Genomic DNA, 25184 nt, shown 5'->3' on the forward strand with positions numbered 1-25184 from the left:
CGCACGCCGCTGTGATACGAGGCTCAGGTCAAACGAGCGCCACGCCCATCGCATTCCCTTCTGGTCGCGGAATCATTAAGAGATGGCGACCGACATCGGATAGCATGCCTACACACGTGGCGGTCGTCGGTGCATACGGAAGTGCGGGCGCCGCCGTGGCCGAGCGGCTCGCGGACGACCCGGACATTACATTGACACTTATCGACGACGGCGAGCCGGGCGGCGGCCTCTGTATCCTCCGTGGCTGTATGCCCTCAAAGGAGGTTCTCTCCGCCGCTGAGCATCGGTTCGCCGCCCGTCACGACGACCGACTCACGGGAGCGGTACCAGACGTCGACCTCGAGGCCGTCGTCGGCCGCAAGGACGAACACACGTCGAACTTCGCGGCGCATCGCCGCGCCGCGGTCGAAGGACTCACCGAACGCGACGGCGTCAGCTTCGTTCACGACACCGCGCGGTTCGTCGACGACGGGAAACTCGCCGTCGGAGAGCGGACGATCGATCCGGATTACGTGGTGATCGCCACCGGCTCGACGACGAATCTCCCGTCGCTTCCCGGGATCGACGACGTCGAGGTACTGACGAGCGCGGACGTCCTCGACGCCACGTCGTTCGGCGACTCCGGCGTCGTCATGGGGTTCGGTTACGTCGGCATGGAACTCGTGCCCTACCTCAGCGAGGCCGTGGGGATGGACCTGACTGTGATTGAACACGACGCGCGACCGCTCGACGAGGCGGACGCCCCGTTCGGCGACGCGCTCCTCGAGTATTACCGGGACGCCTTCGACATCGACGTGCTCACGCGGACCGACGAGCAACAGGTCGAACCCACCGACGCGGGCGGCGTCAGGCTTCACGTCACGCGTGACGGCGTCGAAGAGACGATCGAGGCCGACCAGCTGTTCGCGTTCACCGGTCGTCGCCCGACGCTCGATCGGCTGGGGCTCGACGAAACGGCCCTCGACCCCGGTCCGGGGTGGGTCGAGGCGACGATGCAGGCCCGCGACGACGACCGAGTCTTCGTCGCGGGCGACGCCAACGGCAAGGAGCCGATCCTCCACGTCGCGAAAGAGCAGGGGTTCGTCACCGCGGCAAACGTTCGAAACCACCGCGACGGGGAGCCACTCGAGGAGTACACCAACGTTCATCACCACGTGGTGTTTTCGGGACTGGGCGTCCTGCCGTTCGCTCGGGTCGGCCACTCGGCGGCCTCGGCCGAGGCGGCGGACCTCGATCACTTGGTCGTCACCCGCGACGCGTCGAGTGACGGCGTGTTCAAGACCAAGAACGTCCCGGAGGGTCTCGCCCGGCTCGTCGTCGGTACCGACGGGACCGTCCTCGGCTATCAGGGCCTCCACTACCATGCCGACGCGATGGCGAAAACGATGCAAGTGATCGTCGAAATGGGACTGGACGTGCGGGAGGTCCCCGACCGAGCGTATCACCCGACGACGCCCGAGATACTCGACGGACTGTTCCGGGACGCGGTGGCGGCGCTCTCGGAGGAGTGAATCGAGCCGTTTCGCCGCCGTTATTCCACGATTCCGCGGAAAAATAATAACTCACCGTCACTTAGTTACGGTGTGATGACGAACGACACATCGGACGAACCGCACGTCTGTGAGATCTGTGACGAACCGTTCGAGACCGAGTCCGAACTGACGCGTCACGTCCGTGACGTCGGTATCGTCGACTGAGCGAGGCTCTTCAGTCGGCCGCGACGGCGTCGACATCGGTTCAGGGCACCTCCCCGTCCATCGAGCCCTCGTACCACCGTCCGGTCTTGACCCCGCACTCGACGCACTCCGCGACGATGGCGTCCTGTCCGTCCTCATCTCCTTCTCTGTCCACGTCCGGGACGGTGCGCAGGTCCGCCTCCGTCTCCGCGTCGCAGTCCGGACAGTACCGGAGTTTGATCTGTGTCCCGTACTCCAGCGGCGCGCCGATAGCGAGCGCCCGAACGGGCTCGTCGCCGCGGTTCCACCCGCGCTGGAACTCGTTGCGGCCGAACCGAACGATCTCGTTCGGTCCCACCTCAACCGGTCCGTCCGCCGTCTCGAACGTCGCAGTACCCGAGACGACGTAGAACGCCTCCTCCTGAACCTCGTGGCTGTGATACGCGAACGCGAAGCTGTCGCCCGGCTCCAGCTCGTAGTAGTTGATCGCCATGTCCGTCAGCCCGAGCGCGTCGGTGAGGTGTCGCATCACCGCGGCCGGCTGGATCGAGTTCTCGACGTCGTCGACGCTGACGCGTTTCATGATCGGTCGTCTGCGGCGAGGGACATAAATTGTCTCGCGCCGGCGGCCGCCCCGCCCGCTCCGTCTTGGCCAGTCATCGCCGGCGATTCTCGGCGCCGATGCCTGCGTATTCGACCCCCGTCAGGTCGGCGACGTCGCGCTTCCACGTCGTCAGGTCGCGACGCTCGAAGCCGCCGAGGTCGTCGTGGCCGCACGCCCGGGCCATCACCTTCATGAGCTTGACCGTGGCGGCGAAGTAGTTCGCGAGCCCCTCCGCGGCAGAGTCGATCACGAGTCGACTTCGGAGGTCCTCCCGCTGGCTTGCGATCCCGACCGGGCAGTTGTTCGAGTCGCACGCGCGCATCCCGAGACAGCCGATCGCCTGCATCGCAGCGTTCGCGACCGCGACGCCGTCCGCGCCGAGCGCCAGCGCCTTGATGAAGTCCGACTCGGTCCGGAGCCCGCCGGTCGCGATCAGCGTCACGTCGGTCGCGTCGCGGGCGTCGAGGTGCCGGCGGGCCCGCGGGATCGCGGCGATCGTCGGCACCGAGATGTTGTTTTTGAACACATCCGGCGCAGCGCCGGTCCCACCGCCGCGGCCGTCGAGGATGAGGTAGTCCGCCCCCGCCTCTAACGCGAAGTCGATGTCGTCCTCGACGTGTTGAGCGGAGAGCTTGAACCCGACCGGGATGCCGCCGCCGACCTCGCGGACGCGGTCCGCCACCGCCGCGAAGTCTGCGGGCGTCTCTAAGTCGCCGAACCGCGAGGGACTGACGGCGTCGGTACCCGGTTCGAGATCGCGCACCTCGGCGATCTTCCCTTGGACCTTCTCGCCCGGCAGATGGCCGCCGGTCCCCGTCTTCGCGCCCTGGCCGGCCTTGAAGTGGAACGCCTGTACGTCGGCGACCTTCTCGATGTCCCAGCCGAACTTCCCTGTGGCGTACTCGTAGAAGTACCGGGAGTTGGCCGACTGCTCTTCGGGCAGCATTCCCCCTTCACCGGAGCAGACGCCCGTTCCCGCGGCGTCCGCGCCCTTCGAGATAGCGACCTTCGCCTCCTCGCTCAGCGCGCCGAAGCTCATGTCGCTGACGAACACCGGGATCTCCAGTTCGAGCGGATTCTCGGCGTTCGGGCCGATCACTAGCCCCGTGTCGACGGGGTGGTCGTCGATCAGGGGCGTCCGGTCGAGCTGCGCGGTGAGGATCTGGAGGTCGTCCCAGCTCGGGAGCTCCGTCCGCGGAACGCCCATCGCGGAGACGCTCCCGTGCTCGCCGATCCCCTCCGGGCCCTCGCGGGCGAGCTTCTGGATGTAGTGGGCGTACGGTTCCGTCTCCGCCTCCGGCTCGCCGTAGAACTCGGGGTTGACTGCGCCGCTCTCGAGGCCGTCGGCCGTCGCCCGCATCGACCCGTCGCTTTCCTCGCCGGGCTCGGGCTCGCCGTACGGCTGCGGGTTCTCCTCGGCCCACGCAGCCACCTCGTCGGCGTCGACGTAGACGGCGTCCTCGCTCTCGTCGACCCACACCGTGAACGTCGCTAACACCTCCGAGTTGTCGTACTCGCTGACGCCCGTGTCGACCCGGTAGTCCCAGCCGTGGACGCCGCAGATGAGGTCGTCGCCCTCGACGTGGCCGTCGCCCAGGAGCACGCCGCGGTGGAGACACCGGCCGTACAGAACGGACACCTCGCCGTCGTACCTGATGACGACGAGGTCGACGCCCTCGACGCGGGCGTGTACCGGATCACGGTCGTTGAGGTCGCTCCAGGCGGCCACCCGGCTGGGGGATCCCACGTCGGCCGGCGGCGTCCCGGTCATCGGCCAATCACCCGGGTTGGATTTCCCCGCTCGGCCGGCTGGGTCCCCCAGGCGCGGGATCGTCGTTCGTCGGCCGTTCCGTTCGTCGACATACTCACTGTTGACACGGCCGAACCGATCGCGCCCGAGGTTGTAGGCGTTCGGGCGGTCGTGTAACCCACTTCAACACCCGAGAGGGAGATATATCCCGGCGCGAGGGACAGAGTACCATGGCATCCACGTACCCGGACCGCCTGTCCATCGACGAGATAGAATCGACGGTCGGCTCGATCAAGAAGATGCTGAAGGTCGGAGCCGTCTTCGCAGCAGTTGGCTACCTGTTGGTCGGCACGGCGCTGTTCTTCGAGCTGACGGAGTTTCACCCCCTGCTAGAGAGCTTCTTCAGGACCTACACGGACACGAGCCTCGCAGGTGGGAGTGGCGGCACTCGCGGCAGCGAGGTCAACGGAGCCTTGATCAGCATTCACAAGTGGCCGTCCACGCTGATGTGGCTCAAGCTCGGCGGCGTCGCACACGTCCTGGTCGGGATCTTCGTCTCGCTGGCTGCCATCGTCCGCGCCCTGAGCGTCATGCCCCACCGCCTGAGCTACGAGATGGAGCGCGCACAGGAGACGCAGGACTGAGGCGGCTGTGACTCGTCTCGATCGCACGCGAACGGGTGGCGACGCGCTCGTGGTCGGTTACGTCCTCGTGCTCGCCCTGCTCTTCCGCGATCCGGGGAGCGCGCTCGTGGCCGCGACGGCGGAACCCGAGGCCGCGGCGTACTTCCTCGTGCTCCCGACGCTCGGGATATTCGCGGGACTCTACGCGTCCCTCGACGGGCCGCTCGCGTCCGCCGGACTGTTCGCGTTCGGGAGCTACCTCGGCGTCTTCGGGCTCGGGCTCACGTTTGGAGCCCTCCTCTCTCCGACCTCGGCCGGTCTCCTGCTCGGCGTCGGCCTCCTCGGGCTAGCGCTGGCCGTAGCGGCGCTGGCGGCGAGCGTGCTGGAACTGGCGTCGGTCCTCGGACCCGCGGCACCGTGGGCCGGGATCGACTGAGCGAGACCGCGACTTCCCGAACGCCCGGTCGACGGCCCGAATCGTCGCTCGACGCGGTGCGAGTAGTCGCTCCGTGGGAGAGACGGGTCACACCGGATCGGAGTCGCTGCTGATCTCGACGAGCGCTGGCCCGTCGTACGCGATCGCCTCCCGGAGCGCGTCGTCGAGGTCTGCCTTGTCGTCGACGTAAGCGCCGTGACCGCCGCAGTTCTCCGCGAACTCGGCGAATCTCGGGTTCACGAGGTCAGTCTGCCAGACATCCCAGCCGCCGGTGCGCTGTTCTTTGCTGATCTTCCCGAGTTCGTCGTCATTGAGCAAAACGTGGGTGAGGTCCATGTCGTACTTGACGGCGGTCGTGAACTCGCTCATGTACTGCCCGAAGCCGCCGTCGCTGGAGATCGAGACGACCGGCCGGCCCGCGAACCGCGACCCCGGCTCCTGCGTGGCGGCCCAGGCTCCCAGCGCCGCGGGAAACGCGAACCCGATCGAGCCGAGGTACCCCGACATCAGCACCGACTGGTCCTCGGGCTCGAAGTACCGCCCGAACGCGTAGGTGTTGTTGCCCACGTCGACGGGGACGACCGCGTCGTCGGGGACGATCTGACTCATCGCCTCGAAGACGGTCGCGTAGTTGACCCCGCGCTCGGCGGGCTGGTCGCGCCGGGTGGCCTTCTCGTCGCGCCAGATTTCCCAACGGTCGGCGAGCTCCTCGCGCTGGCTCTCGGCGGCGACGTCGGCGCCGTCGAGCCGGTCGTTCAGTTCGTCGACGGTGACCCCGATCTCGCCCCACACCGGCACGTCGACGCTGTGGTGTTTCCCCAGCGTCATCGCGTCGAAGTCGACGTGGATGATCGGCTTGTACTCCGCGATACCGGTGTGGTTCGAGAAGCTCGCGCCGAACACCGCGAGTAGGTCTGACTCGTTCATGAAATGGCTCGCGATAGGCGTACCCGACCGGCCGAGAACGCCCCCCGCGAGCGGGTGGGAATCAGGGATCTGACCTTTGGCCTTGAACGTCGTCAGGACCGGGCAGTCCAGGCGCTCGGCCAGCTCGACGACGGGGTCCATGTGGAAGCGGGCGCCGTGGCCGACGACGATGACCGGCCGTTCGGCCTCCGCCAGCAGCTCCTCGGCGTCGTCCAGCGCATCCGCGGGCGGGCTGATGTCCCGGTCGGTGATGCGCCCCTCGGGATCGGCCGGCTTGACGCCCTCGGCGGACTGGGTCTGGATCTCGTCGGGGAAGACCAGGTGCGAGACGCCGCGTTCGAGGACCGCGGTCTTCGCGGCCCGCGTAGCGAGCTCGGCGGAGTCCGAGTCGTGCAGCACCGTCGCCTCGAACGCGGCGACATCGCCGTAGGCGGCCTCGAGGTCGACCTCTTGGAAGTTGCCCGTACCCAAGACCTGCGACTCGACCTGGCCGGTCAGCGCGATCGTCGGCGAGCGGTCGACGTTGGCGTCCCACAGCCCGGTGAGCATGTTCGTCGCCCCGGGGCCGGCGATGGAGAAGCAGGCCGCCGGCCGGCCGGTGAGCTTCCCGTACGCCGAGGCGGCGAACGCGGCGGCTCCCTCGTGCCGGACGCCGTAGTACGTGAGGTTCCCCGTCTCGGCCTCCCGGCGGAGCGCGTCCGCCAGTCCGAGGTTCGAGTGGCCGACGATGCCCCAGACCTGTCTGACCCCCCAGTTGACGAGCGTCTCGGCGACCACGTCCGAGACGGTTCGCTCGTGCGGCTCCTCCTCGGGGAACCCGACGTAGATCCCGTCCTCGCGTTCCTCGACCGGGAACGTCTCCACGGCGTCGTCGTGCGATCCGGGAGTCTCGCCGGTCAGCGGGTCGAAGTCCCACCCGTGCCAAGGACACCGGAGGCAGCCGGTCTCGATCGATCCCTCGCCGAGGGGGCCGCCTTGGTGCGGACAGCTGTTGTCGAGCGCGGCGTACTCCCCGTCGTAGTGTGTCATCGCGACGGTGGTGCCGCCGCAGCTCACCGCCTCCACTCTGCCCTCGGGTAACTCGCCCGGCGAGAGCGCCTTGTGCCAAGTGACGTTCCCCGCCGGTTGACCGGGAGAATCGTTCGTTCCCATGGTTTCGGCCCGTCGAGAACGGTCTTAATCGCGCCGCGGTCGTGCGTTCGCGTTCAACGGCCGCGCCGTCGTTTAATAGTCCCCTCGCGTCGTTCGAACCGAACCATGGCCTCAGTCATCGCTGGACTCGCCGGCGGCGTAGTCGCAACGATCGTCATGACCGTCGCGATGATGGTAATGGGAGACGGTGGACCGCCGCCGACGGCGGCGCTCGTCGCGATGTTCGCTGGCGGGCAGCCCGAGGACCACGCGATGCCAGGCATGGCGTTACACCTCCTCTACGGGATCGCGGCCGGGGCGGTGTTCGCGGTCGGGGTCCCGTTGGTCGGTCTGAGTCTCGGCTCTATCGGCGTTGCGGTCGGGCTCGGCCTCGTGTACGGCCTCGTCCTGATGATCGGCGGGATGATGTTCTGGATGCGAATTGTCATCGGGATGGAACCCGACAAGGGGACGATGATGACCTTCGGCACCGTCCACGTCATCTACGGCGTCGTCCTCGGTGCCTTCCTCGGCGCGGGAATCGTCGCGTGAACGGCGACGTCACCGCGTCCGAGCCGCGCGTCGGCCACCGGAGTTCGCCGCGTGCGTATCGCTCGTCTCCGGGGAGTTCCAACGGTCACTCGACCCGGCACGACCTCCGGAGATGAGCCGATCGAACGCGCTCGCCCTCGGTCTCGTCGGGCTGTCGGGAGCGATCGTACTCGCGATGCTGGGAGGTGACGTCGGGGTTCGAGTCGGTGACGCCGACCTCAGAGCCGGTGCGGCGGCACTTCGATCCCTTCCGCTCCCGGCCGGATTCCCGGTCGAGCGGTTCCTCACGCACTGGTGGGTGTTCCCCGCCTCGGTCGTCTTCTCGCTGGTCGCGCTCGCCTCCGGCGTCTCGGGCGCGCTGTTCTTCAGTCCCTTCTTCATGCTGGTCGTCGGCCTGTCGCCCTCGCAGGCGATCGGTGCTGGCCTCCTGACGGAAGTGTTCGGGATGGGAAACGGACTGGTGAACTACGTCCGCCAGCGCGTCGTCGACTATCAGACCGCCAAGTGGCTGCTCCTCGGCGCGGTTCCGGCGGTCGTGGTCGGCGCGGTCGCGGCCCACTACGTCCCGACGGCGCTCCTCAAGCTCGCCTTCGGCCTCGGGCTCCTGCTGCTCGGCGGATTTTTGATCTACTACGACCCGCCCGAGGAGCAGGTACCGGGCGAGCGCGAGGGCGAGTACCTCAGACGAAAGAACACTGGTCGGGGCACGACGACCGTCGAGACGACGGACGGAGAGACGTTCACCTACGACACCTGCTGGCGTCTCCCCGGCGTCGGTCTCGCCACGGCCGGCGGCTTCATCACCGGACTCATCAGCGCCGGGCTCCCCGAAGTGACGACGACGCAGCTGATCGTCCGCTGTCGCCTGCCGCCCCGCGTCGCCGTCGCGACGAGCGTGTTCGTCCTCGCCGTCGCGGCGGTCGCGGGCGCGGCCGTCCACGCGCTCGCCGCGACGCCGGTCTGGTACGTCGTCGCGTGGTCGATCCCGGGCGTGATCGTCGGCGGAACGCTCGGGACCCGCGTCGGCAAGTACGTCCCCAGCGAAGTCATGGAGCCCGCGCTCGGAGTCGTCTTCGGTATCGTCGGCGTGGTGGTTCTCGGGAGCGAGCTCCTCGTGTGAGGACGGCGTCGACTTACTCCTCGGAGAAGGATTCCCAGAAGACGTCCGTCAGTTCCTGGTCGGGGTTCGCTTCGAGGTAGTCCCGCTTCGTCAGGTTCGCGTCCTCGATGAGAGAAGCCGCCTCCCCGGCCCAGACGTAGAACCCGATGAGCGTCTCGTAACGCATCCGTTCGAGGTCGGTCGAGTGGAACACGTTGACGACGCCGCCGCCCTCTCGGTTCAACTCGGACCGTCGGAGCAGTCCGAGCTCGACGAGCCTGTTGAGGTAGCGCGTGACGGTACTCCGGTCGTACCCCAGCTGGTCGGCCACCTCGTTCGCCGAGAGCGGCCCCTCGCCGATGACGCAGAGACAGATGTCGAGTCCGGCCTTCGGAAGGCCGAACGCCTGTAGCAGGACCTGTTTCACGTCCGGCGGTTTGACCGTCATGTCGACCTCTCTCACCGGCTCCATCGGCTGCCCGTGACAGGACATCGGCGGGTTGTCGCGACCTATTCCGAGGACGACGTTGTCGCAGTCGGGGTCGGAACACTCGTAGATGTCGTACCGATCGTTATCGGGATCGTACTGGACTTCGTCGGGTTGCTCGTCGGACTGAGACGAACGTCCGTCAGTCATCGGTGATCTGCTCCTCCATTAGGTCGTCCGTCGGTCGGTACGCCGATAAATACCGTCCCTCTCGAGCCTTGGCGTCGCTACTCCGGGTCGACGATCGCCAGCTCGTCGGTGTCGAGGGCCAGCAGTTCCTCGCCGGTGATCGTGATCCGGACCCGTCCGTCCGGGTACGTTCGGACCAGCTCGCACGCCGCGAGCCTGTCCAGATGCGCGTCGACCGTCCGTTCGTCGGCGCTCAGCGACGCCGCGAGCGCCGACCTCGTCGTCGTCTCCCGGCGGTCGGCGTCGCTCAACGCGGCCAGTCCCTCCAAGACGGTCCGTCTCGTCGCGGTCATGATCGAGAGTGATTGTGTCTCCGCTCGTCCCCAAACTCGGTGCCCGAGTCCGATTCGGCGGATCGTGACCGCAACGACGGCCCGGAGTGAATTGACTGCTCCGATGCCGGCCGAGAACGCCGTCGATCGACATCGTCTCATTATTTTCGGGTGTCACGGGACGACGGTCAGGTGACCGGTCGCGGCCGTGACGACGAGCAGATAGAACGCCGTCCCGAGCGCAGCGCTCGTGACGACGACGAGGTCAGGATCCCGACGCGGAAGCGCCCGACTGACGACGGGAATTTCTGTTAACTCCGGCCGCGTCAGGATGCGGTTCATCGCGACGCCGAACAGGCCCACGAGGAGTGGACCGACGGCGATGCTGTTCACCGCTCGAAACAGCCGGCGAGCGGTGTCATCGTCGAGCGTGGCCGTCGCGACGGGACCGAGAACGGTCGCCGGATTCGGAAGCCACGACACCGCCCCGCCGTAGCTCGCGTAGAGGAACACGGTACCCCCGAGTGCGAACGCGAGGAGCTTGACGTGATTCCGACGAGCAGTCGGCAGCAGCCTCGGGACGAGGAACACCCCGACGAGGAAGACCGCGTTCATTCCGGCCCACGGCCCGACGTTCTGTATCGCGAGCGGAAGGCCCGTCGTCAGTATTCCCACGCTGAACCAGTCGAGGCTCATCAGTCGCGTGGTCGGACACGACCCCGAGAGAACCTGCTTGCGATGTACGGGGTGGATCAGGTGTACGGCGATCCTCGTGAGGAGGAACGTCGGTACGACCAAGAGATACGCGAGCAGGCGTACCTGAAGTCCCGCCGGCGTTGCGACCGCACCGATGGCAATCGCGGTCGAAAAGTCGAGGACGCCGTTCACAAACCAGAAACCGAGCAGGGACGGCGCGAACAGACAGCCGTTGAGTATCGCCGTCACGTGACCCGTCGAGTAGGAGAACTCCTGTGAGAGGAGGTCCCGCAGCGCCCCTCGAACGCCGTTCCCGATGTCGAGAAGGCGTGTGCGAAGGGCATGTGTCCGGTGTCGACTCACTTGTCGCGAAACGACTCCCAGAACATCCCGGGGAGTTCCTGATCCGGGTTTTCGTCGAGATAGTCCTGTTTGGTCACGTTCGCGTCCTCGATGAGCGCGGCGGCCTCGCCAGCCCAGACGTAGAAGCCGATCAGCGTCTCGCGTCGCATCCGTTCGAGGTCGACCGAGTGATAGACGTTGACCACACCGCCCGCTTCGCGGTTCAGCTCGGACCGCCGAAGCAGTCCGAGCTCGACGAGCGTATTGAGGTATCGGGTGACTGTGCTCCGATCGTAGCCGAGCGACTCGGCGACCTCGTTCGCTGACAGAGGGCCTTCACCGATGACGCACAGACAGATGTCGAGTCCCGCCTTCGGCAGCCCGAAGGCCTGAAACAGTACCTGCTTGACATCCGGCGGCTTGACGCTCATCTCCACGTCAGTCACGCGCTCCATCGGCTTATCGTGACAGGACATCGGGGGTTCGTCCCGCCCCAGCGCGAGGACGATGTTATCACACTCGGGGCATTCGAAGAGATCGTAGCGGCTGGACGTCGGATCGTACTGCACTTCGTCGGGCTGTGCTTCCTCGGACTGACTCGCCTCGTGGTCTACCATTAGTTATTCATCTCCGTTTGAGTGCCAATTACGTGGAGTGCGGTTAAACATCATCTCTCTCAGTACTCTCGGTGTGGCGTAGAGGCGTCGACGATCACTGCCTCGTCGGTATCGAGTTTGAGGAGTTGCTCGCCGGTGATCGTCACTCTCACGCGCCCGCCGGCCTCGCTTCGAGCCAGCTCGCAGGCTTCCAGTCCGTTCAAATGTGATTCGACGGCGGACGTCTCTGCCCCGAGAGCCGTCGCAAGTGCTTCGATAGACGTCGTTTCTTTCCGCTCTGCGTCGCTCGCGGCGGCCAGTTGCCGTAGAACGGCCCGTCTCGTGACGTTCATCTCACGCGGCCTATTCCTCCACCGTGTTACTGATATCGAGCGTGTAGGCTTCGAGGACATCTCGACCGAGCAGGACGGGATAGGTCATCTCCGTCCGATCGGTGATACTGGCCGTGACGGTCCGCCATCGCCCGTTCAAGCACAGGTCCACGTCGACCAGCGGGCGGGTTTCCGTCTCGCTTCCCGTCCCCGACCGAACCTGTGTCGTTCCGACGAGCGGCCCGGCACCGATTCGACCGGCGAGATCCGTGTCGATACTGGTCCGTTCGGCACCGGTATCCGATTTTGCGACTACCTGTTCCGCTCCGTCACGACCGTTGATTCGTATTCGAGAGGTGTAACCGAGCACGCCGTCGTCGCCGCTCTCCTGCACGAGCGGCGGTTTGCAATCCGGCACCGAATCGTCTAACGTCGATTCCAATTCGACGATCTGCGACTGATCAACGCCACCGCCAACTCGCTCGATAGCCAGGCGAGCGATATGCGGGGCCGCAGAGACGCCGGTCGCCGAGAACAGGCCCTTGAACCCTGCTGTCGCGTTGACCTCGAGAACGAACCACTCGCCGTCGACGGGCATCAGATCGACGCCGGCCAGATCCAACCCCAGAACGTCCGTTGCCTCTTTCGCTATCTGTCGAGGCCGTACACCGAGTTCGTTCGTGATTCCTTCGACCTCACCGCCGAGGGCGACGTTGGTTCGCCAGTCCCCAGCGGGGGCGTGGCGTCGCATCGCGCCGACGATTTCCCCACCGACCACATAGACACGCACGTCTGAGGGCCGATTATCACTGTCTTCTAAAAATTCTTGGACGAACGACTGTTCGTCGTCGATCTTGGGACCGATCGGGTCCGTCGGCGAGACGACCGACATCTGCTGGCCGTTCGTCCCGATCGTGTGCTTGTGTGCGGCGTTGGCGGGAAGGTACTCGGGCCACTCCTCGACGGTTCGCGGCGACCGTCCGAAGTAGGCGTCCGGAACCGGGAGGCCGGCCGCCGCGAGCTTCGCCCCCGCTCGATACTTGTGTAGCGTGTCCGTCACGGCCTGCGAACCGTTGACGACGGGTGTCGTCTCCTCGTAGAGCGCGGCCAGCTGGAGGTCTTCGAGTTGGTGATCGCTTTTGGTAAACAGCATCCGATTCACGAGGACGTCGACGCGCGGCGAGAGGTGGACCGTCCCGTCCTCGATCCACGACGTGACGTTCTCGTTCCGGATCCAGACGGGCTCGTGTCCCAGCGCCCGAACGGCGTTGAGGATCGCCTTCGTCTCCTTGCTGTTGTGCGTGCTCAAGACGCCGACGCGAATCGCCCCGCTGGCGGTCTGTGACTCGTCGGCGCTCACGGATCGACCCGCTTCGGTCGTGTTCTCTCGTCCGGGTGAATCTGAGGAGGCAGTCATATGAGGTTCTCACGCCTCTGTTGGTGATATCGGTCATTACGGGTTTTGGGAGCGTGTAACACGATTACACGCCCTCTGTAGGTTTACCCCGAACGGGGTCGCTATCTTCGTGATGATGACCGATCAGGAGGCTGAAGCGTTCACGTTCGATGGTGGTCGCGTCGATCCGGGAGAGACGGAGGAGTTCCGCTATCCGGTAACCGAAACGTATCTCGGTGATCCAGTTCGCATTCCAGTCACGATCATCAACGGCCCACGACCGGGGCCGACGGTGTTTCTTTCGGCTGCGATTCACGGCGATGAACTCAACGGCATCGAAGTCGTTCGGGAAGTCGCTCAGGAGTGGGATCACTCGGATATCTGTGGAACGCTCGTCTGTTTGCCCGTCCTGAACGTCCAGGGTTTCGTCACCCAAGAACGGTATCTCCCCATCTACGAGCGCGACCTCAATCGTGCCTTCCCGGGGAAACAACACAGTACGGGATCGAACCGGATCGCCTACCAGATATACCACAATTTCATCGAACCCTGTGATTTCGGCCTTGATTTCCACACATCGACGCGCGGCCGGACAAATATGCTTCATGTTCGTGTAGACATGGACGACGAGGGTGCCGCCCGACTCGCGCGAGCGTTCGGGACGAACCTCATCATGGCCGGCGAAGGCTCCTCGGGAATGCTTCGTCGCGAAGCGACAGACGAGGGGATTCCGACGATCACCTTGGAGATGGGCGAGGCGCACCGCTTCGAGCGAGAGTTGATCGACCACGCGCTGGAGGGCGTCCGGAGCGTCTTCGCTGAATACGGTATCTATCAACAGGAGACGGTTCGGTGGCCGGGGTGGCGAACCGTTATCGGCGACTGGAGCGAAAAGACGTGGCTCCGGGCCGATTCCGGGGGGATAGTTGATATGTACTACGAACAGGGCGATCTGGTTCACGAGGGAGAGACCATCTGTCGGATCACGAACCCGTTTAAGTCCGACGCGACGGTCGTCGAGGCGCCGTTCACCGGGCTCCTCGTGGGCGTCCTCGAAAATCCGGTCGTCTATCCGGGGAACCCCCTCTGTCACTTCGTCAAGATCGGAGAGATGCAGGAGCGTATCATCGAAGCGGGCTCCGGCGCACACGGGTAGCCGTGGACGTCGTTCGCTGGGACCGGGTCGGCGAGTGGAACCGGACGTGGGCGCTCGCGGCGGTGTTCGGCGCGGCCTCGGTGCCGTGGACGTACGCGTTCGTGGCGGGCCTACAGATTCCCCTGTGGCCGTCGTTCATCGCCTCCGCGACCTTCTACGCCGCCGGAGAAGGGTTGGACGGACTCGCGCGCGGCTACGCGAGCAACGCCGCGGGGATCGCATACGCCGCGCTCACGCTCGCCGTCGTGGAGGGACTCCTCGGCGGTGGAGTCCTCGCGCTCAGCGTCGTCGTCGGCGCGTTCATGTTCCTCGCGAGCCTCCACGAGTTCGTTCCGCTGCTGTCGTTCACGCCGGGCGCGTTCTTCGGGTACGCGACGCTGTTCAGCGTCCACGCCGCCGGAGCGACGGCGTTCGGTCTCACCGGACTGCTCGGCGAAACGGTCGCCGCAGCGGTATCGATGCTCATCGGAGCCGTCATCGGCCTCGTCACCGCCGAAGCGAGTTCGACGCTCGACGAACGGTGACAGCGCACCTTCGATCCGGCGTGCGGTCCCGGTGAGGTCGACGGGTCTCGACGATCCCCTGCGAGCCGGCATCGACGTCCTCTCCCGCGGAAGTACAGCGAGACGCGACTCCCCCGCGGGCCGTTCGCGCCGAACTCGACGTACCCGCCGGACCGCGTACATCGCGGTTGACGGCGAGGACTTCGAGTCGGTTTCGGAGCGCCTCCGACGCGTGCCAATAAAAACCGGCCGGCGTCACGGGCGTACGGCGGTCCGACGTTAGTCTAGGGTGTTCGTCTGTCCGGGGACGCCGCGACCCTCGTAGAAGTCACCGCTCCACTGGCTGATCCAGATCTCCTGGTTCGAGAGGTACAGCGCCATCTCGGTGTCGAAGGTGTCGTCTGTGACCGCCCATTCATCACTTTCGGTATCGTACTCAACCTCCCGGTTGTAGACGGCCGCCTGCCCGAACTCGCCGCCGGCCATCGGCGGCAGCGGGAGCGTGAACTCGGCGTTCTCGTCCCGAGAGTTGGGTCGTTCGGCTCGCTGGAGCCGCCCGCGGTTGAACGTCTGGTTGAAGAAGGACGCGTACTGCGACTGGACCTCCGGTCGGTCGAGCAGCACGTCGGCGGCGTTCAGTCCGCCGGTGATGTCGCCCGCGTCCCGGGCGGTGATCGTGTACGTCGAGTCGTCCGGCCCGGACGCGAACGTACCGGCGTCGTCGTCGTACAGCTCCTCGGTGAGGTAGCCGAGCACGTCGTCCGCCGTGCCCGCGTGGTCGACACCGTCGATCTGCGAGGCCCATAGCAGCCCCTGTCCGACGACTCCCTGCGTCGCGGCCTGGTTTTCGACGCCGTTATCGACGCGACCGTTGCCGTCGAGGTTTGACTCGATGCGACCGGCGAGGCCGTCGGCGTAGTCCGCGGCCGCGCCCCGGAGCTGGTCTTTGTCCGTCTGCGTCCCGAACCAGCCGATCGCGCCGAGCAGCTCGCCGGCCAGCCGCGTGTTCCCGAGGTCGGCGGGATCGACGGCGTTCATCATCGTCTGTCCCATCCCGTTTGTGAGCATCTGGATGTTCTCCGCGGGGATCAGCGGCTCGGGGTTCTCGTAGCCGAACCAGCCCCCCTGTGCGAAGCTGTTGAGGTTCGAGAGGAACCACAGCATCGCGGAGTGGTGGCGCGGGCGCGGCGTCTCGTCGATCAGTCCCTCGCCCGGTCGGAACGCGGAGCCGAGCAGGAGGTTCTCGTCGTTCAGCCGGAAGTTGCCTCCCTGCTCGGGGACGAGCGAGAAGGCGGTCCCGACCTGCGCCATCGTCGAGAGCACCATCGCCCGGAACAGCGGGGCGAGGGCGGGCGGGAGGACCTCCGCGTGGTCCTCGAAGTTCTTCGCCCAAGTGATCCCCTTGAGGTGGGTCCAGCCCAGCGAGGAGGGACTGACCGTCATCGACGACCGCGAGCGGTCCCACGTCAGCGTCCGGGCGTCAGGTCGCCCGCCGTCGCCGTCGAAGACCGGCTGCTCGGTGAAGTGGGGGTCGCCCTCAGTGAACGGCGCCATGTTGAGGTTCGGCTCGATGACCGGCGGCCGGTCGGCGTCGGCGGCCTCGACGATCGCCGGGAACCGCTGCTCGAACTGCTCCTGCTGCTGGTCGTTGGCGGGGAAGATGATCCCGTTGCCCGACAGCGTGATCGTCGTGCTCATGTTGTACAGCGAGTACCAGTACGAGTCCCACGTGCCATCGGTCCAGCCGTAGCTCGCCGTCGGCGCCTCGACCTCGACGCCGGCCAGCTCTAGCAGGTCGGCCAGCCCGTTGCTCTCGGCGCTGTCGAGGTCCTCGATCGGGGCCGTCCCCGGTCCGGTCGCCGCCTCGCCGACGATCACCAGTCCGACCATCCCCAGCCCGCGGTGCGGTCGACAGTAGTAGTCGTAGACGCCCGGCGTCTCGAAGGTGTGCTCGAAGGTCCCCTCGGACATCGTTCCGGAGTCGAACGGTTCGGCCGCCTCGGGAATTCGCAGCACGGCGTCCGTCTCCGGGTGATACGCGGTCGCCGAGTGGCTGCCGCTCGCGATCTCCCACGTGACCGTCGCGCCCTCTTCGACCCACGCGACGGCGGGCGAGAAGACGTTCTGGCCCGCCCCCTGATCGGCGTCGAGCGACAGCGCCTCGACCGTCGCCGACCCCTGGAGGTCGTCGGGACCGCCGAGCACGTCCGCGCCCGGCACCGACTCGTCGTCGGTGCCGTCTGTCCCGTCACCGTCGTCCGACCCGTCCGTCCCGTCATCACCGTCCGATCCGTCGGCGCCGTCGGCACCGTCGTTGTTGCCGCCACACCCGGCCAACCCGACCGCCGCGCCCGCACCGAGTATTTGCAACAGCCTTCGCCTGTCAGTGTCTCGTATGGTCCGTGTCATACGATAACAACTTCGGGAACTGGGCGTATGATGCTGTGTTCGTCGTGTACCCTCACCGCCTATCGGCGATAGAATTATTAACACGAAACGGACGGCGGTGTCGTCTCGACCGCGAGTGACGACGCGCTCCTGCCGTCGGGCTCGGCTCCCGGTCGTGGCCGACCCGAGAGTTCGGTCGCGCCCACCGATCCGATGCTGCGTGTCGGACGAACGGCCGCCAAACACTCTTTATAATATCGGGTCTGTGATCGGTAGATGACCGACCCCGACTCACTGCGGTCCGAGCGGATCTACATCGACGGCCAGTGGCGCGAGGGCGCCGACAGCATCGCGGTCCGTGACCTCGCCGACGGCGGCGAGTTCGCGCGCGTCGCGGCCGCCGGCAGCGAGCAGGCCGAGGACGCCCTCGCCGCCGCGGCCGACGCCCAAGCGGCGTTACGGGAGACGACGCCGGTCCAGCGAGCCGGATGGCTGGAGGCCATCGCCGACGAACTCGAGTCGCGGGCGGACGAGTTCACCGACTCGATCGTTCGCGAGGCGGGGAAGCCCGTTTCCTCGGCCCGGGGCGCCCCGACGAACGCGGCGCGTCGGTTTCGGTTGGCGGCCGGCGAGGCCCGCGACCTGGCGCGGACGTACGGCGAGTACCGCGAGGGGGCGACCCCGGGCCACGAGGACTGGACCGCGATCGTCAGGCCCGAACCGATCGGCACCGTGCTCTGTATCGCGCCGTACAACTACCCGCTTCAGACGACCGTACTTCAGATCGCGCCGGCGCTCGCCGCGGGCAACGCCGTCGTCGTCAAGCCGTCGAGCAAGACCCCGGCGACGGCGGCGCTCCTCACCGACGTTGTCGTCTCCGCCGCCGACCTCCCGGACGGCGCGTTCAATTTCGTCCCCGGTCAGAGCCGAGAGATCGGCGACACGCTGGCGGGGGACGACCGCGTCGACACCGTCGCCATGACGGGGTCCTCAGGCGCAGGAAAACACGTCGCCTCGGAGTCCGGCATCACCAACCTCGTGATGGAACTGGGCGGGAACGCGCCCGCGCTCATCTTCCCGGACGCCGACCTCTCGGACGCGGCGGGGGCCTGCGCGACCGGCTCGTTCAAGCTCAGCGGGCAGCGCTGCTCGGCAGTCTCGCGCGTAATCGCCCACGAGTCGGTCCACGACGACCTCGTGGAGCGGTTGGCGGCGACCATGGACTCGTGGGTCGCCGGCGACCTGTTCGACGAGTCGACGAACTTCGGGCCGCTCATCGACGAGTCCCACGCCGAGGAGGTCGCGGGGCTCGTTGACGCCGCAGTCGAGGACGGCGCGGACCTGGTCGTGGGCGGCGAGCGCGACGGTGCGTTCCACGAGCCGACACTGCTCGCGAACGTCCCGCAGGACGCCGATATCATCCACCGGGAACAGTTCGGCCCCGTGGCCGCCGTGACCACCTTTGAGACGGAGGAAGAGGCGATCGAACTGGCCAACGACGACGAGCTCGCCCTCGACGCCTCCGTGTTCACGACCGACCACGACCGCGCGATGCGCATCGCCGAGCGCGTCGACGCCGGCAGTGTCCGCCTCAACGGAGCGCCCTCACACGGGCTGGGCGACGTTCCGTTCGGCGGGAACGACGCCTCCGGAATCAACCGCGAGGGCATCCACGCGGCGATAGAGCAGATGATCCGGAAGAAGTCGATCGTGCTCTGAGCGGGCTCCGTATCCGAACGTCCCTCCGGCGAGACCGAAGCCGGTCCGGTTATTTCGATCGACCCATACTCATGACCGTGAACGTTCGAGATGTCCTCCCACGCGACGCGATCCCGAGCGTCGACAACCCGGCGTTCGGCGACGCGTACGACTGGAGCCCCGACGACGAGGTCATCGCGGTGACATTCGCTGACCCGCCGCGCGCGTACCCGGTGCGGTTCCTCCAGTTCCACGAGATCGTGAACGACGCCGTCGGCGGCGCGACCGACGCGTCCAAAAAGGGTTCGACTGACGAGTCCGGGGCCGACCCGATCGCCGTGACGTGGTGTCCGCTCTGCGGGAGCGGGATCGTGTACGACCGGACCCACGCGGGTCGGACCCTCGAGTTCGGCGTCTCCGGGAAGCTCGCGGACGACGACCTCGTCATGTACGACCGCGAGACCGGAAGCGAGTGGAAACAGTCGACCGGCGAGTGTATCGCCGGCGCGTTCGAGGGGGACTCGCTCGTCGTCCGACCGGCGGCATTGCTGTCAGTCCGGGAGTTCCGCGAGTCGTTCCCAGACGGCGTCGTGCTCCGCCCGCCGGGCGGCGAGAGCGAGGCCGCGAGCCCCGACGACGAGCCCGTTCCGATCGACTATGACGCGTCGCCGTACGAGGAATACGCGTCGGGCGAGGGGTTCGGCCTCGCGGCCCACCGGGGGACTAACGGTCGGAGAGAGTGGGGCCGCACCGACGACCTGGACCCGAAGACCGTAGTGTTAGGCGTCGAGGTCGACGACGACGCGCTTGGGTTCCCGGTTCCCCGCGTCCGGGCTGCCGGCGGCGTCGTCCGGACGACCGTCGGGGACCGCGACGTCGTCGTGTTCGCGACGGACGAGGGCGAAGCTCACGCGTACGCCGATCCCGGGTACGACTTCGCCGTGACCGACACAGGTGTCACTGCCGACGGGACGACGTGGGGCCCCGCGACCGGCGTCGCCGCCGACGCTCGACGGCTCGAACGACTGCCGACGCGCCGACTGTACGCGTTCGCGTGGCGGGACGACCACGGTCCAGACGCCTTCTATCGGGCAGACTGATCTCGTCTCCGACGCGTCACGCCCTCGACAGCGGGACAGCGAACTCGTCCCCGAACGGTGCCTCGTACTCGACGCCGACGCGGTCGTACACCGTCGCCGGGATCGAGAGATCGACGAGCAGGAGGTCACCGCTGACCGCCGCGAGCCCGGTCTTCGGGAGCGCGAGCGTGGCGATGAGGTCGGGATCGACCGCGGCACCCGGGGCCTCGCCCGTCGTCGCGTCCACGCCGGAGGGAACGTCGAGCGAAACGACCGTCCCCGCCGCGTCGCTCGCGGCGTCGACCAGTTCTGCGACGGGGCCGCGCGGCGCGCCGGACAGTCCGTAGCCGATCAGCGCGTCGACTACGACGCCGTCGAGGGGGGCGTCGACGTCGAAGCCGGAACCGCCCCCGCCGGTCTCGATCGGCACGTCGGTTGCCTTCAGGATCCGGAGCTGTTCCGCCGTGACGCCGTCGATATCGGCGGGATCTCGGTCGAGGACGAGCTGGACGGGTAGGTCTCGGTTTGCGAGGTGACGGGCGCACGCGAGCCCGCCGCCGCCGTTCCCGCCGTTGCCGGCGAGGATCGTGACGGGACCATTCTCCCGGCGGTCGAGCACCGCCTCGGCGAGTCCGCGCCCGGCGTCTTCCATCATCCGCGGGAGGTCGAGACCGACCTCCTCGACGGCGACCCGGTCGACCGCGCGCATCTCTTCGGCGGTGACAGCTGGGACCCTTCGGCCCGTCGGCCCGACGAACAGCATCTCGTCCATGTTGACATGTCGGTCTCGACCGATAAAATACTCCCCTAGACCTGCGGACGGTCGAGTCGAGTGGCCTCTGACACCCCGTCCGGCCGGTTTTACTCCGGCGTGACGACCTCGCCGCACTCCGGGCAGTCCGCGAACCGCCGTCGCTCGCCGTTCGCGCGTTCGTACTCGACGAGCGTCCGACCGCTCGGGATCGCCGTTCCGCAGATCGGACAGCGACCGAGCGGCGAGTCACTCGACATGGGGAAAGCGGGAGCGTGTGCCGTCTCCCGTCAGTGGATACGCCTGATATTCATCTAAAAACGTCGCGTCCGTGTAACATGCTTACCGATCCGACCGTCAGAACGTGACGATCTCGTAGTCGTCGTCAACGACCCAGCGGATCCCCGAGTGGCCGTCGTACTGGTCGCGGGCGGCGAAGTTGAGCTCGACCGCTGTCTCTCTGGGGTACTACTTATAATGTGATAATCTGGTCGACGCCGACCCCGTCGAGCGCCTCGTAGAGGTCCGGGAAACAGCCGACGGTCGCGCCCTCGACCGTGTTCGTCGGCTCGTAGCGGTCCCGCCCGTGCTCGTCGGTCCGCTCGTACTCCGCAAGGCCGCGACGGGTCGCACACTGGTCACACAGCATGAGCAAGATATCCCGCTCGGCCGCGACGTCCGCGAGCCGTTGTCCGAGCGGGTCGTCCTCCCGAAGCGCGTAGGTGTTGTCGTGAAAAAAGAACATCCCGACGACGTCGGCACCGTGTGCCCCCGCCTCCAACTGCGGAAGGATCATGTCGCCCAAGACGTAATCGATCGTCTGTCCGGCCGTCGCGAAGACGTATGCGACCTTCATACGGGTGTGACTACACCTCCCATTATTGCCCCGCTGAGTCCGGCAGGAATCTCCGGCGTCGGTGACGATCGGGCGGAGCGTTGGCGGAGCCGCGGCGTCCCGACTCAGACGACGACGGATCCGAACGGGTACTCGGGAGTCTCGGCGGTCCAGACGACGCCGTCGTCGACGTCGACGAGCGACACTACGTTATCGTCGTAGTGGGAGACGACGAGCCGGTCGTTGATCGAGGCGGCGGCGAGTCCGGGCGCGGGGGTCGCGACGGTCGCGCCGGACAGCGACCGGAGTTCGGCGGCGCCCGCGTCGAGGACCCACCACCGGTCACGGACGCGAAACAGGTCAACCGGGCGGTCGAACCCCTCGTGGACCGCGTCGAGTCGGAGGTCGGCGTCGAACTCGTGGACGGTCCCGGCGGCGCGGCCGGGGACGAACACGCGGTTCCCGGTGACGACGAGATCGTAGGGGTCCGCACCGACGGCGGCGGTCGCGTCGACCGGCAGGTTCCCGTCGGCGGTCAGACCCTCCGCGGTCGCCGAATCGAAGGCGACTACGCTCGCGCCGCGCTGGTCGACGGCGTAGCCGCGGTCGCCGTCCGGGGCGAGCGCGACGCCTTGGACCCGCGCGTCCTCGCCGGCGTCGACCGCGCCGACCCGCTCGCGGGCCGCCACGTCGACGACGTCGACGACGCCGTCGCGCCGGCTTCCGGAGTACAGCCGTTCGCCGCCGGGAGAGACGGCGAGTTCGTGAGGCTCCGCACCCACCGCGATCCGCCCCGCGAGCCGGGGGCCATCGGGATCGATCACCGCGAGCGCGTCTCCGGCCGAACACGAGACGACGAGTTCGTCGCCCGCGGTCGCGAAGTGCGAGGGACCGAGCACGCCGGTCCCGACGTGCGTAACCGTCCCTTCGGGGTCGACCGCGGTGACAGCGCGCTCGCCCATCGTCGCCACGAACGTCCGACCGCGGTGCGTCGCGGCGTGGACCGGATGGCTGCCGACGGGAACCTCTCCCAGCCCTTCGCCGGTCGAGAGGTCGAACAGCGCGAGGAGGTCGTCGCCCTCGCAGGGGACCGCGACGACCCGACCGGTCTCGTCACCACCTTCCCCGTCGCGGCCGTCTCCACTCATCCCGTACAGGAGAAGTCGCCGCCGTCGTCGTCGCCACCGACGCTCCCGTCGGTCTCTATCACGACGCTCGTCGCGGTCTCGACCGGGTAGCGCGCGCGATCTTCCTCGACGTTCGCCCACTCGTCGAAGCCGCCGTCGTACACGCGTACGTCGTCGAACCCGATCGCCTTCAGCGTCAGCCACGTCGACGTGGGATCGACGTTATCGCCGCCGTAGACGACGACCGGCGCACCGCGGTCGAGCCCAGCCTCCCCCTCGTACAGCTGGACCAACCGGCTCGGCTCGGCCATCCGGCGGCCGGCGACGTTCCCGATCCAGTTGACGTTGACCGCGCCCGGGAGGTGTCCGTGCCGGTCGTGGTCCGGGTCGAGCGCGTCCGACCCCGGCGCGCCGAGGTACGCCTCCGGGACGCGGACATCGATCAGTCCCGGGCCGTTGCCGTTGAACGATCCCACGCGCTCAGCGATCCACTCGCGGGTCACCCACGTCGACGGGTCCGGATCCGGGTCGTATTCGACCGGGTCGCGGTCGCGGCCGTCGCCGGTGCCGAGCCGACCGTTCCAGCCGTCGAGCCCGCCGTTGAGGACTCGTACGTCGCCCTCGTGGCCGAGGGCTTCGAGCGAGAACGCGACCCGCGTCACCCGCGACCCGACGCTGGCGCCGTAGATGACGACATCGTCGTCGGGCGCGACGCCGAGGCCGCCGACGGCGGATGCGATCGTCTCTGGGTCGGGAACGAAACCGTTCTCGCTCGACGTTCTTGCGGTGACCTGATCAAAGGGGACGCGCCGCGCGCCGTAGACCCGCTCGCGGCGGTACCGCTCCGCGTTCCGCGCGTCGAGGACGACGACGTCTCCGCGGCGCTCGGCCAGCCAGCCGGGCCCGACGAAGTACCCGACGTTTCCGGTGACGGCGTTCGCGGCGGCGACGTCAGCCGGCGTCGTCACGCTCAGACAGCCGGCAGTGCTGGCGGCGCCCGCGACCGTCGCGCCGGCCGCGGCCCGCAGGAGCCCGCGACGAGTCGCGTCGTGGTTGCCACCGTCCTCGCCCGAGACGCGGTCACCGTCGTCCCCGTCCGGAGCCCGGTCGTCGTCGACCGGAGTGTGGTCGCCGGTCATCTACCCGCAGTAGCAGTGGTCGTCCATACAGTACGTCGCCTCCATGTCGCCGAAGGTGATTCCGAGCGAGGCGAGCTGCGCCTGTACGCTCGCGACGGCGTCGCCCTCCGGGCGGACCGTGCCGGCGAGCGCGCCGGTCGGCGCTTCCCCCGTCTCGACCGTCGCGACCACCTCGCGGGAGGCGTGTTCGACGACGGCCACCTGGTTCGCGTCTTGGACGGGGACGTACAGCTTCTCGCGGTTCGGTCCCCACGCGGCGGATATCGCGCTCCCGCCGACGTCGAGGGTCGTTTCGTACTCGAACGACTCTAAGTCGATCACGCCGACGCCCTCGCCGGGGATGAGGAGGTACGCCGCCTCGTTGTTCGGGTCGACTTCGCTCGTGATCGGCGCGCCCGGGAGGCCGTCGTCGCGGGTGATCTTCCCGACCTCCTTGGGGTTTTCCGGGTCCGAGATGTCCCAGAGGCTCTCGGAGCCCTCACGCGGGACCTCGGGGTCGCCGCCGAGGGTCCCCTCGCCGTTCTCGACGAGGAGGTGCTGCCCGTCGAACGACGCGGTACACATGAACGGCAGCACGTTGCCCTCGTTGACCGGCTCGCCAGAAGCGACGCGCGTGACCGTCTCAAAGGGGTCGACGCTCACCACGCGGATCGACTCGTCGGCGACGTCGACGACGAACGCGTAGTCGCCGTCCGGACCCATCGTCATGTCGCAGGGGCCGACGTAGCCGGTCTCGATCTCGGCAGTCACCTCGCCGAAGGAGTCGCTGTCGGGGTCGGCGTCGACGCGGAAGATCGCGTGCGCCGCGTCGCCCTCGGGCTCCATGCCGGTCGTCCCGCCGGAGGCGATCAGCAGGTGTTCGCCGTCCGGCGTCACGTTCGGGTAGTTCGGGCCGTAGCCCGTCTCCACGAACGCGAGCTCTTCAAGGGTGCGCTGGTCGAACGCGCGGACCCCGCCGGAGACGTTCAGCCACGCCACGTGGTAGTCGTCATCGATCCCGGTGGAGTACTGGTTCGCCGGGAACGACGCCGTCGTGTCGAGGAACTCCGTCGTGATCAGCTCGTCGCTCTCGACGTCGATGACGCTGACGGTCCGGTCCCCGTTGTTGAACGTGAACACCGTCGGAGCCGCCTCGTCGCCGCCGTCTCCGCCCTCGCCGCCGCCGGAACAGCCGGCGAGCGCGGTCGCCGCGCCGACCGCCCCGGACGCCTGAAGCAGCCGCCGTCGGTCTACGCCGTCCGCGAACGGGTTCGTCCGGTCGTCGTTCGCGAGGTCGGCACCCTTCGACGGACGGGGGTCCGATCCGCAGTCACAGCCGCAGTCGTCGCTCATACGGTTCCAATCGCGCGTCGCGGGTAAAGTCTCGCCGGCCCGCCGCGTCGTTGCCCCGTGTCCGTCGT

26 protein-coding genes are annotated in these 25184 nt (G+C 67.4%); 10 read left to right on the forward strand and 16 right to left on the reverse strand.

Annotation, left to right across the window (positions count from 1 at the left end):
* Positions 1–104: 104 nt before the first annotated feature.
* Both QOL69_RS06720 and QOL69_RS06725 read left to right on the forward strand, forming a co-directional pair.
* On the forward strand, positions 105–1511 hold the full coding sequence (locus tag QOL69_RS06720) for an FAD-dependent oxidoreductase (RefSeq protein WP_283402562.1): 1407 nt from the start codon (positions 105–107) through the stop codon (positions 1509–1511).
* A 75-nt stretch (positions 1512–1586) separates the two neighbouring features.
* A complete protein-coding gene (locus QOL69_RS06725; protein ID WP_283402563.1) occupies positions 1587–1697 on the forward strand; it encodes a C2H2-type zinc finger protein in 111 nt (36 codons plus the stop codon).
* Positions 1698–1737: 40 nt separating this feature from the next.
* On the opposite strand, the gene QOL69_RS06730 is transcribed toward QOL69_RS06725, so the two are convergent.
* Both QOL69_RS06730 and QOL69_RS06735 read right to left on the reverse strand, forming a co-directional pair.
* The gene (locus QOL69_RS06730; RefSeq protein ID WP_283402564.1) at positions 1738–2259 is read right to left on the reverse strand and encodes a cupin domain-containing protein; all 522 of its coding nucleotides are present in this window, start codon (positions 2257–2259) and stop codon (positions 1738–1740) included.
* 73 nt (positions 2260–2332) lie between these two features.
* Entirely contained in the window at positions 2333–4051 is a 1719-nt protein-coding gene (locus QOL69_RS06735) for a glutamate synthase-related protein (RefSeq protein WP_283402565.1), read from the reverse strand.
* 209 nt (positions 4052–4260) lie between these two features.
* Between QOL69_RS06735 and QOL69_RS06740 the strand changes: the two genes are divergently transcribed.
* Both QOL69_RS06740 and QOL69_RS06745 read left to right on the forward strand, forming a co-directional pair.
* Positions 4261–4674, forward strand: a complete 414-nt coding sequence (locus QOL69_RS06740) for a hypothetical protein (protein WP_283402566.1) — start codon at positions 4261–4263, stop codon at positions 4672–4674.
* 7 nt (positions 4675–4681) lie between these two features.
* Positions 4682–5089, forward strand: coding sequence for a hypothetical protein (locus QOL69_RS06745; protein WP_283402567.1), 408 nt, complete (start codon positions 4682–4684; stop codon positions 5087–5089).
* 87 nt (positions 5090–5176) lie between these two features.
* Here QOL69_RS06745 and QOL69_RS06750 read toward each other — a convergent pair whose 3' ends face one another.
* Positions 5177–7168 (reverse strand): thiamine pyrophosphate-binding protein, encoded by a 1992-nt coding sequence (locus QOL69_RS06750; protein ID WP_283402568.1) that lies wholly within the window; start codon positions 7166–7168, stop codon positions 5177–5179.
* A gap of 105 nt (positions 7169–7273) precedes the next feature.
* Between QOL69_RS06750 and QOL69_RS06755 the strand changes: the two genes are divergently transcribed.
* Positions 7274–7699, forward strand: a complete 426-nt coding sequence (locus QOL69_RS06755; RefSeq protein ID WP_283402569.1) for a hypothetical protein — start codon at positions 7274–7276, stop codon at positions 7697–7699.
* A gap of 112 nt (positions 7700–7811) precedes the next feature.
* Entirely contained in the window at positions 7812–8819 is a 1008-nt protein-coding gene (locus tag QOL69_RS06760; protein WP_283402570.1) for a sulfite exporter TauE/SafE family protein, read from the forward strand.
* A 13-nt stretch (positions 8820–8832) separates the two neighbouring features.
* On the opposite strand, the gene QOL69_RS06765 is transcribed toward QOL69_RS06760, so the two are convergent.
* The 6 genes from QOL69_RS06765 to QOL69_RS06790 all read right to left on the reverse strand — a co-directional run bounded on the left by QOL69_RS06765 (position 8833) and on the right by QOL69_RS06790 (position 13129).
* Positions 8833–9435: a helix-turn-helix domain-containing protein gene (locus QOL69_RS06765; protein WP_283402571.1), complete on the reverse strand. Its 603-nt coding sequence runs from the start codon at positions 9433–9435 to the stop codon at positions 8833–8835.
* A 77-nt stretch (positions 9436–9512) separates the two neighbouring features.
* Entirely contained in the window at positions 9513–9767 is a 255-nt protein-coding gene (locus tag QOL69_RS06770) for a hypothetical protein (RefSeq protein ID WP_283402572.1), read from the reverse strand.
* A 153-nt stretch (positions 9768–9920) separates the two neighbouring features.
* Positions 9921–10805 carry a hypothetical protein gene (locus tag QOL69_RS06775; RefSeq protein WP_283402573.1) on the reverse strand — a complete coding sequence of 295 codons (885 nt, stop codon included), beginning with the start codon at positions 10803–10805 and terminating at the stop codon, positions 9921–9923.
* On the reverse strand, positions 10802–11401 hold the full coding sequence (locus QOL69_RS06780) for a helix-turn-helix domain-containing protein (RefSeq protein ID WP_283402574.1): 600 nt from the start codon (positions 11399–11401) through the stop codon (positions 10802–10804). Before QOL69_RS06780 ends, QOL69_RS06775 begins: the two co-directional genes overlap by 4 nt.
* A 59-nt stretch (positions 11402–11460) precedes the next feature.
* Positions 11461–11733, reverse strand: coding sequence for a hypothetical protein (locus tag QOL69_RS06785; protein ID WP_283402575.1), 273 nt, complete (start codon positions 11731–11733; stop codon positions 11461–11463).
* A 10-nt stretch (positions 11734–11743) separates the two neighbouring features.
* Positions 11744–13129, reverse strand: coding sequence for a putative ATP-dependent zinc protease (locus QOL69_RS06790; protein WP_283402576.1), 1386 nt, complete (start codon positions 13127–13129; stop codon positions 11744–11746).
* A gap of 115 nt (positions 13130–13244) precedes the next feature.
* Between QOL69_RS06790 and QOL69_RS06795 the strand changes: the two genes are divergently transcribed.
* Both QOL69_RS06795 and QOL69_RS06800 read left to right on the forward strand, forming a co-directional pair.
* Positions 13245–14264 carry a succinylglutamate desuccinylase/aspartoacylase family protein gene (locus QOL69_RS06795; RefSeq protein ID WP_283404220.1) on the forward strand — a complete coding sequence of 340 codons (1020 nt, stop codon included), beginning with the start codon at positions 13245–13247 and terminating at the stop codon, positions 14262–14264.
* Positions 14265–14266: 2 nt separating this feature from the next.
* Positions 14267–14788: a DUF1097 domain-containing protein gene (locus QOL69_RS06800; RefSeq protein WP_283402577.1), complete on the forward strand. Its 522-nt coding sequence runs from the start codon at positions 14267–14269 to the stop codon at positions 14786–14788.
* Positions 14789–15046: 258 nt separating this feature from the next.
* On the opposite strand, the gene QOL69_RS06805 is transcribed toward QOL69_RS06800, so the two are convergent.
* Positions 15047–17176 (reverse strand): plastocyanin/azurin family copper-binding protein, encoded by a 2130-nt coding sequence (locus QOL69_RS06805; protein ID WP_283402578.1) that lies wholly within the window; start codon positions 17174–17176, stop codon positions 15047–15049.
* Positions 17177–17431: 255 nt separating this feature from the next.
* Here QOL69_RS06805 and QOL69_RS06810 point away from each other — a divergent pair, with 255 nt between their 5' ends.
* Both QOL69_RS06810 and QOL69_RS06815 read left to right on the forward strand, forming a co-directional pair.
* The gene (locus QOL69_RS06810) at positions 17432–18874 is read left to right on the forward strand and encodes an aldehyde dehydrogenase family protein (RefSeq protein WP_283402579.1); all 1443 of its coding nucleotides are present in this window, start codon (positions 17432–17434) and stop codon (positions 18872–18874) included.
* A gap of 71 nt (positions 18875–18945) precedes the next feature.
* Positions 18946–19953, forward strand: a complete 1008-nt coding sequence (locus tag QOL69_RS06815) for a DUF3179 domain-containing protein (protein ID WP_283402580.1) — start codon at positions 18946–18948, stop codon at positions 19951–19953.
* A gap of 16 nt (positions 19954–19969) precedes the next feature.
* On the opposite strand, the gene QOL69_RS06820 is transcribed toward QOL69_RS06815, so the two are convergent.
* The 6 genes from QOL69_RS06820 to QOL69_RS06845 form a co-directional block, all read right to left on the reverse strand.
* On the reverse strand, positions 19970–20704 hold the full coding sequence (locus tag QOL69_RS06820) for an NAD(P)H-hydrate epimerase (RefSeq protein ID WP_283402581.1): 735 nt from the start codon (positions 20702–20704) through the stop codon (positions 19970–19972).
* An 89-nt stretch (positions 20705–20793) separates the two neighbouring features.
* The gene (locus QOL69_RS06825; protein WP_283402582.1) at positions 20794–20943 is read right to left on the reverse strand and encodes a DUF7837 family putative zinc-binding protein; all 150 of its coding nucleotides are present in this window, start codon (positions 20941–20943) and stop codon (positions 20794–20796) included.
* A gap of 212 nt (positions 20944–21155) precedes the next feature.
* Complete coding sequence (locus QOL69_RS06830; RefSeq protein WP_283402583.1) at positions 21156–21539, reverse strand: SaoD/DsrE family protein; 384 nt, start codon at positions 21537–21539, stop codon at positions 21156–21158.
* A 104-nt stretch (positions 21540–21643) separates the two neighbouring features.
* Positions 21644–22666: a YncE family protein gene (locus QOL69_RS06835; RefSeq protein WP_283402584.1), complete on the reverse strand. Its 1023-nt coding sequence runs from the start codon at positions 22664–22666 to the stop codon at positions 21644–21646.
* Positions 22663–23784, reverse strand: coding sequence for a sulfurtransferase (locus QOL69_RS06840; protein WP_283402585.1), 1122 nt, complete (start codon positions 23782–23784; stop codon positions 22663–22665). Before QOL69_RS06840 ends, QOL69_RS06835 begins: the two co-directional genes overlap by 4 nt.
* Positions 23785–25116: a twin-arginine translocation signal domain-containing protein gene (locus QOL69_RS06845; RefSeq protein WP_283402586.1), complete on the reverse strand. Its 1332-nt coding sequence runs from the start codon at positions 25114–25116 to the stop codon at positions 23785–23787.
* Positions 25117–25184 lie beyond the last annotated feature (68 nt).

Origin of the sequence: Halorubrum sp. DM2 (genome assembly GCF_901686465.1) — an archaeon.
GTDB lineage: Archaea > Halobacteriota > Halobacteria > Halobacteriales > Haloferacaceae > Halorubrum.

Excerpts from the sequence above, each read along its gene's own strand:
- QOL69_RS06720 (WP_283402562.1), top strand. The coding sequence starts at position 105 with ATGCCTACACACGTGGCGGTCGTCGGTGCATACGGAAGTGCGGGCGCC.
- QOL69_RS06725 (WP_283402563.1), top strand. The coding sequence starts at position 1,587 with ATGACGAACGACACATCGGACGAACCGCACGTCTGTGAGATCTGTGAC.
- QOL69_RS06730 (WP_283402564.1), bottom strand. The coding sequence starts at position 2,259 with ATGAAACGCGTCAGCGTCGACGACGTCGAGAACTCGATCCAGCCGGCC.
- QOL69_RS06735 (WP_283402565.1), bottom strand. The coding sequence starts at position 4,051 with ATGACCGGGACGCCGCCGGCCGACGTGGGATCCCCCAGCCGGGTGGCC.
- QOL69_RS06740 (WP_283402566.1), top strand. The coding sequence starts at position 4,261 with ATGGCATCCACGTACCCGGACCGCCTGTCCATCGACGAGATAGAATCG.
- QOL69_RS06750 (WP_283402568.1), bottom strand. The coding sequence starts at position 7,168 with ATGGGAACGAACGATTCTCCCGGTCAACCGGCGGGGAACGTCACTTGG.
- QOL69_RS06755 (WP_283402569.1), top strand. The coding sequence starts at position 7,274 with ATGGCCTCAGTCATCGCTGGACTCGCCGGCGGCGTAGTCGCAACGATC.
- QOL69_RS06760 (WP_283402570.1), top strand. The coding sequence starts at position 7,812 with ATGAGCCGATCGAACGCGCTCGCCCTCGGTCTCGTCGGGCTGTCGGGA.
- QOL69_RS06765 (WP_283402571.1), bottom strand. The coding sequence starts at position 9,435 with ATGACTGACGGACGTTCGTCTCAGTCCGACGAGCAACCCGACGAAGTC.
- QOL69_RS06770 (WP_283402572.1), bottom strand. The coding sequence starts at position 9,767 with ATGACCGCGACGAGACGGACCGTCTTGGAGGGACTGGCCGCGTTGAGC.
- QOL69_RS06780 (WP_283402574.1), bottom strand. The coding sequence starts at position 11,401 with ATGGTAGACCACGAGGCGAGTCAGTCCGAGGAAGCACAGCCCGACGAA.
- QOL69_RS06785 (WP_283402575.1), bottom strand. The coding sequence starts at position 11,733 with ATGAACGTCACGAGACGGGCCGTTCTACGGCAACTGGCCGCCGCGAGC.
- QOL69_RS06790 (WP_283402576.1), bottom strand. The coding sequence starts at position 13,129 with ATGACTGCCTCCTCAGATTCACCCGGACGAGAGAACACGACCGAAGCG.
- QOL69_RS06795 (WP_283404220.1), top strand. The coding sequence starts at position 13,245 with ATGACCGATCAGGAGGCTGAAGCGTTCACGTTCGATGGTGGTCGCGTC.
- QOL69_RS06805 (WP_283402578.1), bottom strand. The coding sequence starts at position 17,176 with ATGACACGGACCATACGAGACACTGACAGGCGAAGGCTGTTGCAAATA.
- QOL69_RS06810 (WP_283402579.1), top strand. The coding sequence starts at position 17,432 with ATGACCGACCCCGACTCACTGCGGTCCGAGCGGATCTACATCGACGGC.
- QOL69_RS06815 (WP_283402580.1), top strand. The coding sequence starts at position 18,946 with ATGACCGTGAACGTTCGAGATGTCCTCCCACGCGACGCGATCCCGAGC.
- QOL69_RS06820 (WP_283402581.1), bottom strand. The coding sequence starts at position 20,704 with ATGGACGAGATGCTGTTCGTCGGGCCGACGGGCCGAAGGGTCCCAGCT.
- QOL69_RS06825 (WP_283402582.1), bottom strand. The coding sequence starts at position 20,943 with ATGTCGAGTGACTCGCCGCTCGGTCGCTGTCCGATCTGCGGAACGGCG.
- QOL69_RS06830 (WP_283402583.1), bottom strand. The coding sequence starts at position 21,539 with ATGAAGGTCGCATACGTCTTCGCGACGGCCGGACAGACGATCGATTAC.
- QOL69_RS06835 (WP_283402584.1), bottom strand. The coding sequence starts at position 22,666 with ATGAGTGGAGACGGCCGCGACGGGGAAGGTGGTGACGAGACCGGTCGG.
- QOL69_RS06840 (WP_283402585.1), bottom strand. The coding sequence starts at position 23,784 with ATGACCGGCGACCACACTCCGGTCGACGACGACCGGGCTCCGGACGGG.
- QOL69_RS06845 (WP_283402586.1), bottom strand. The coding sequence starts at position 25,116 with ATGAGCGACGACTGCGGCTGTGACTGCGGATCGGACCCCCGTCCGTCG.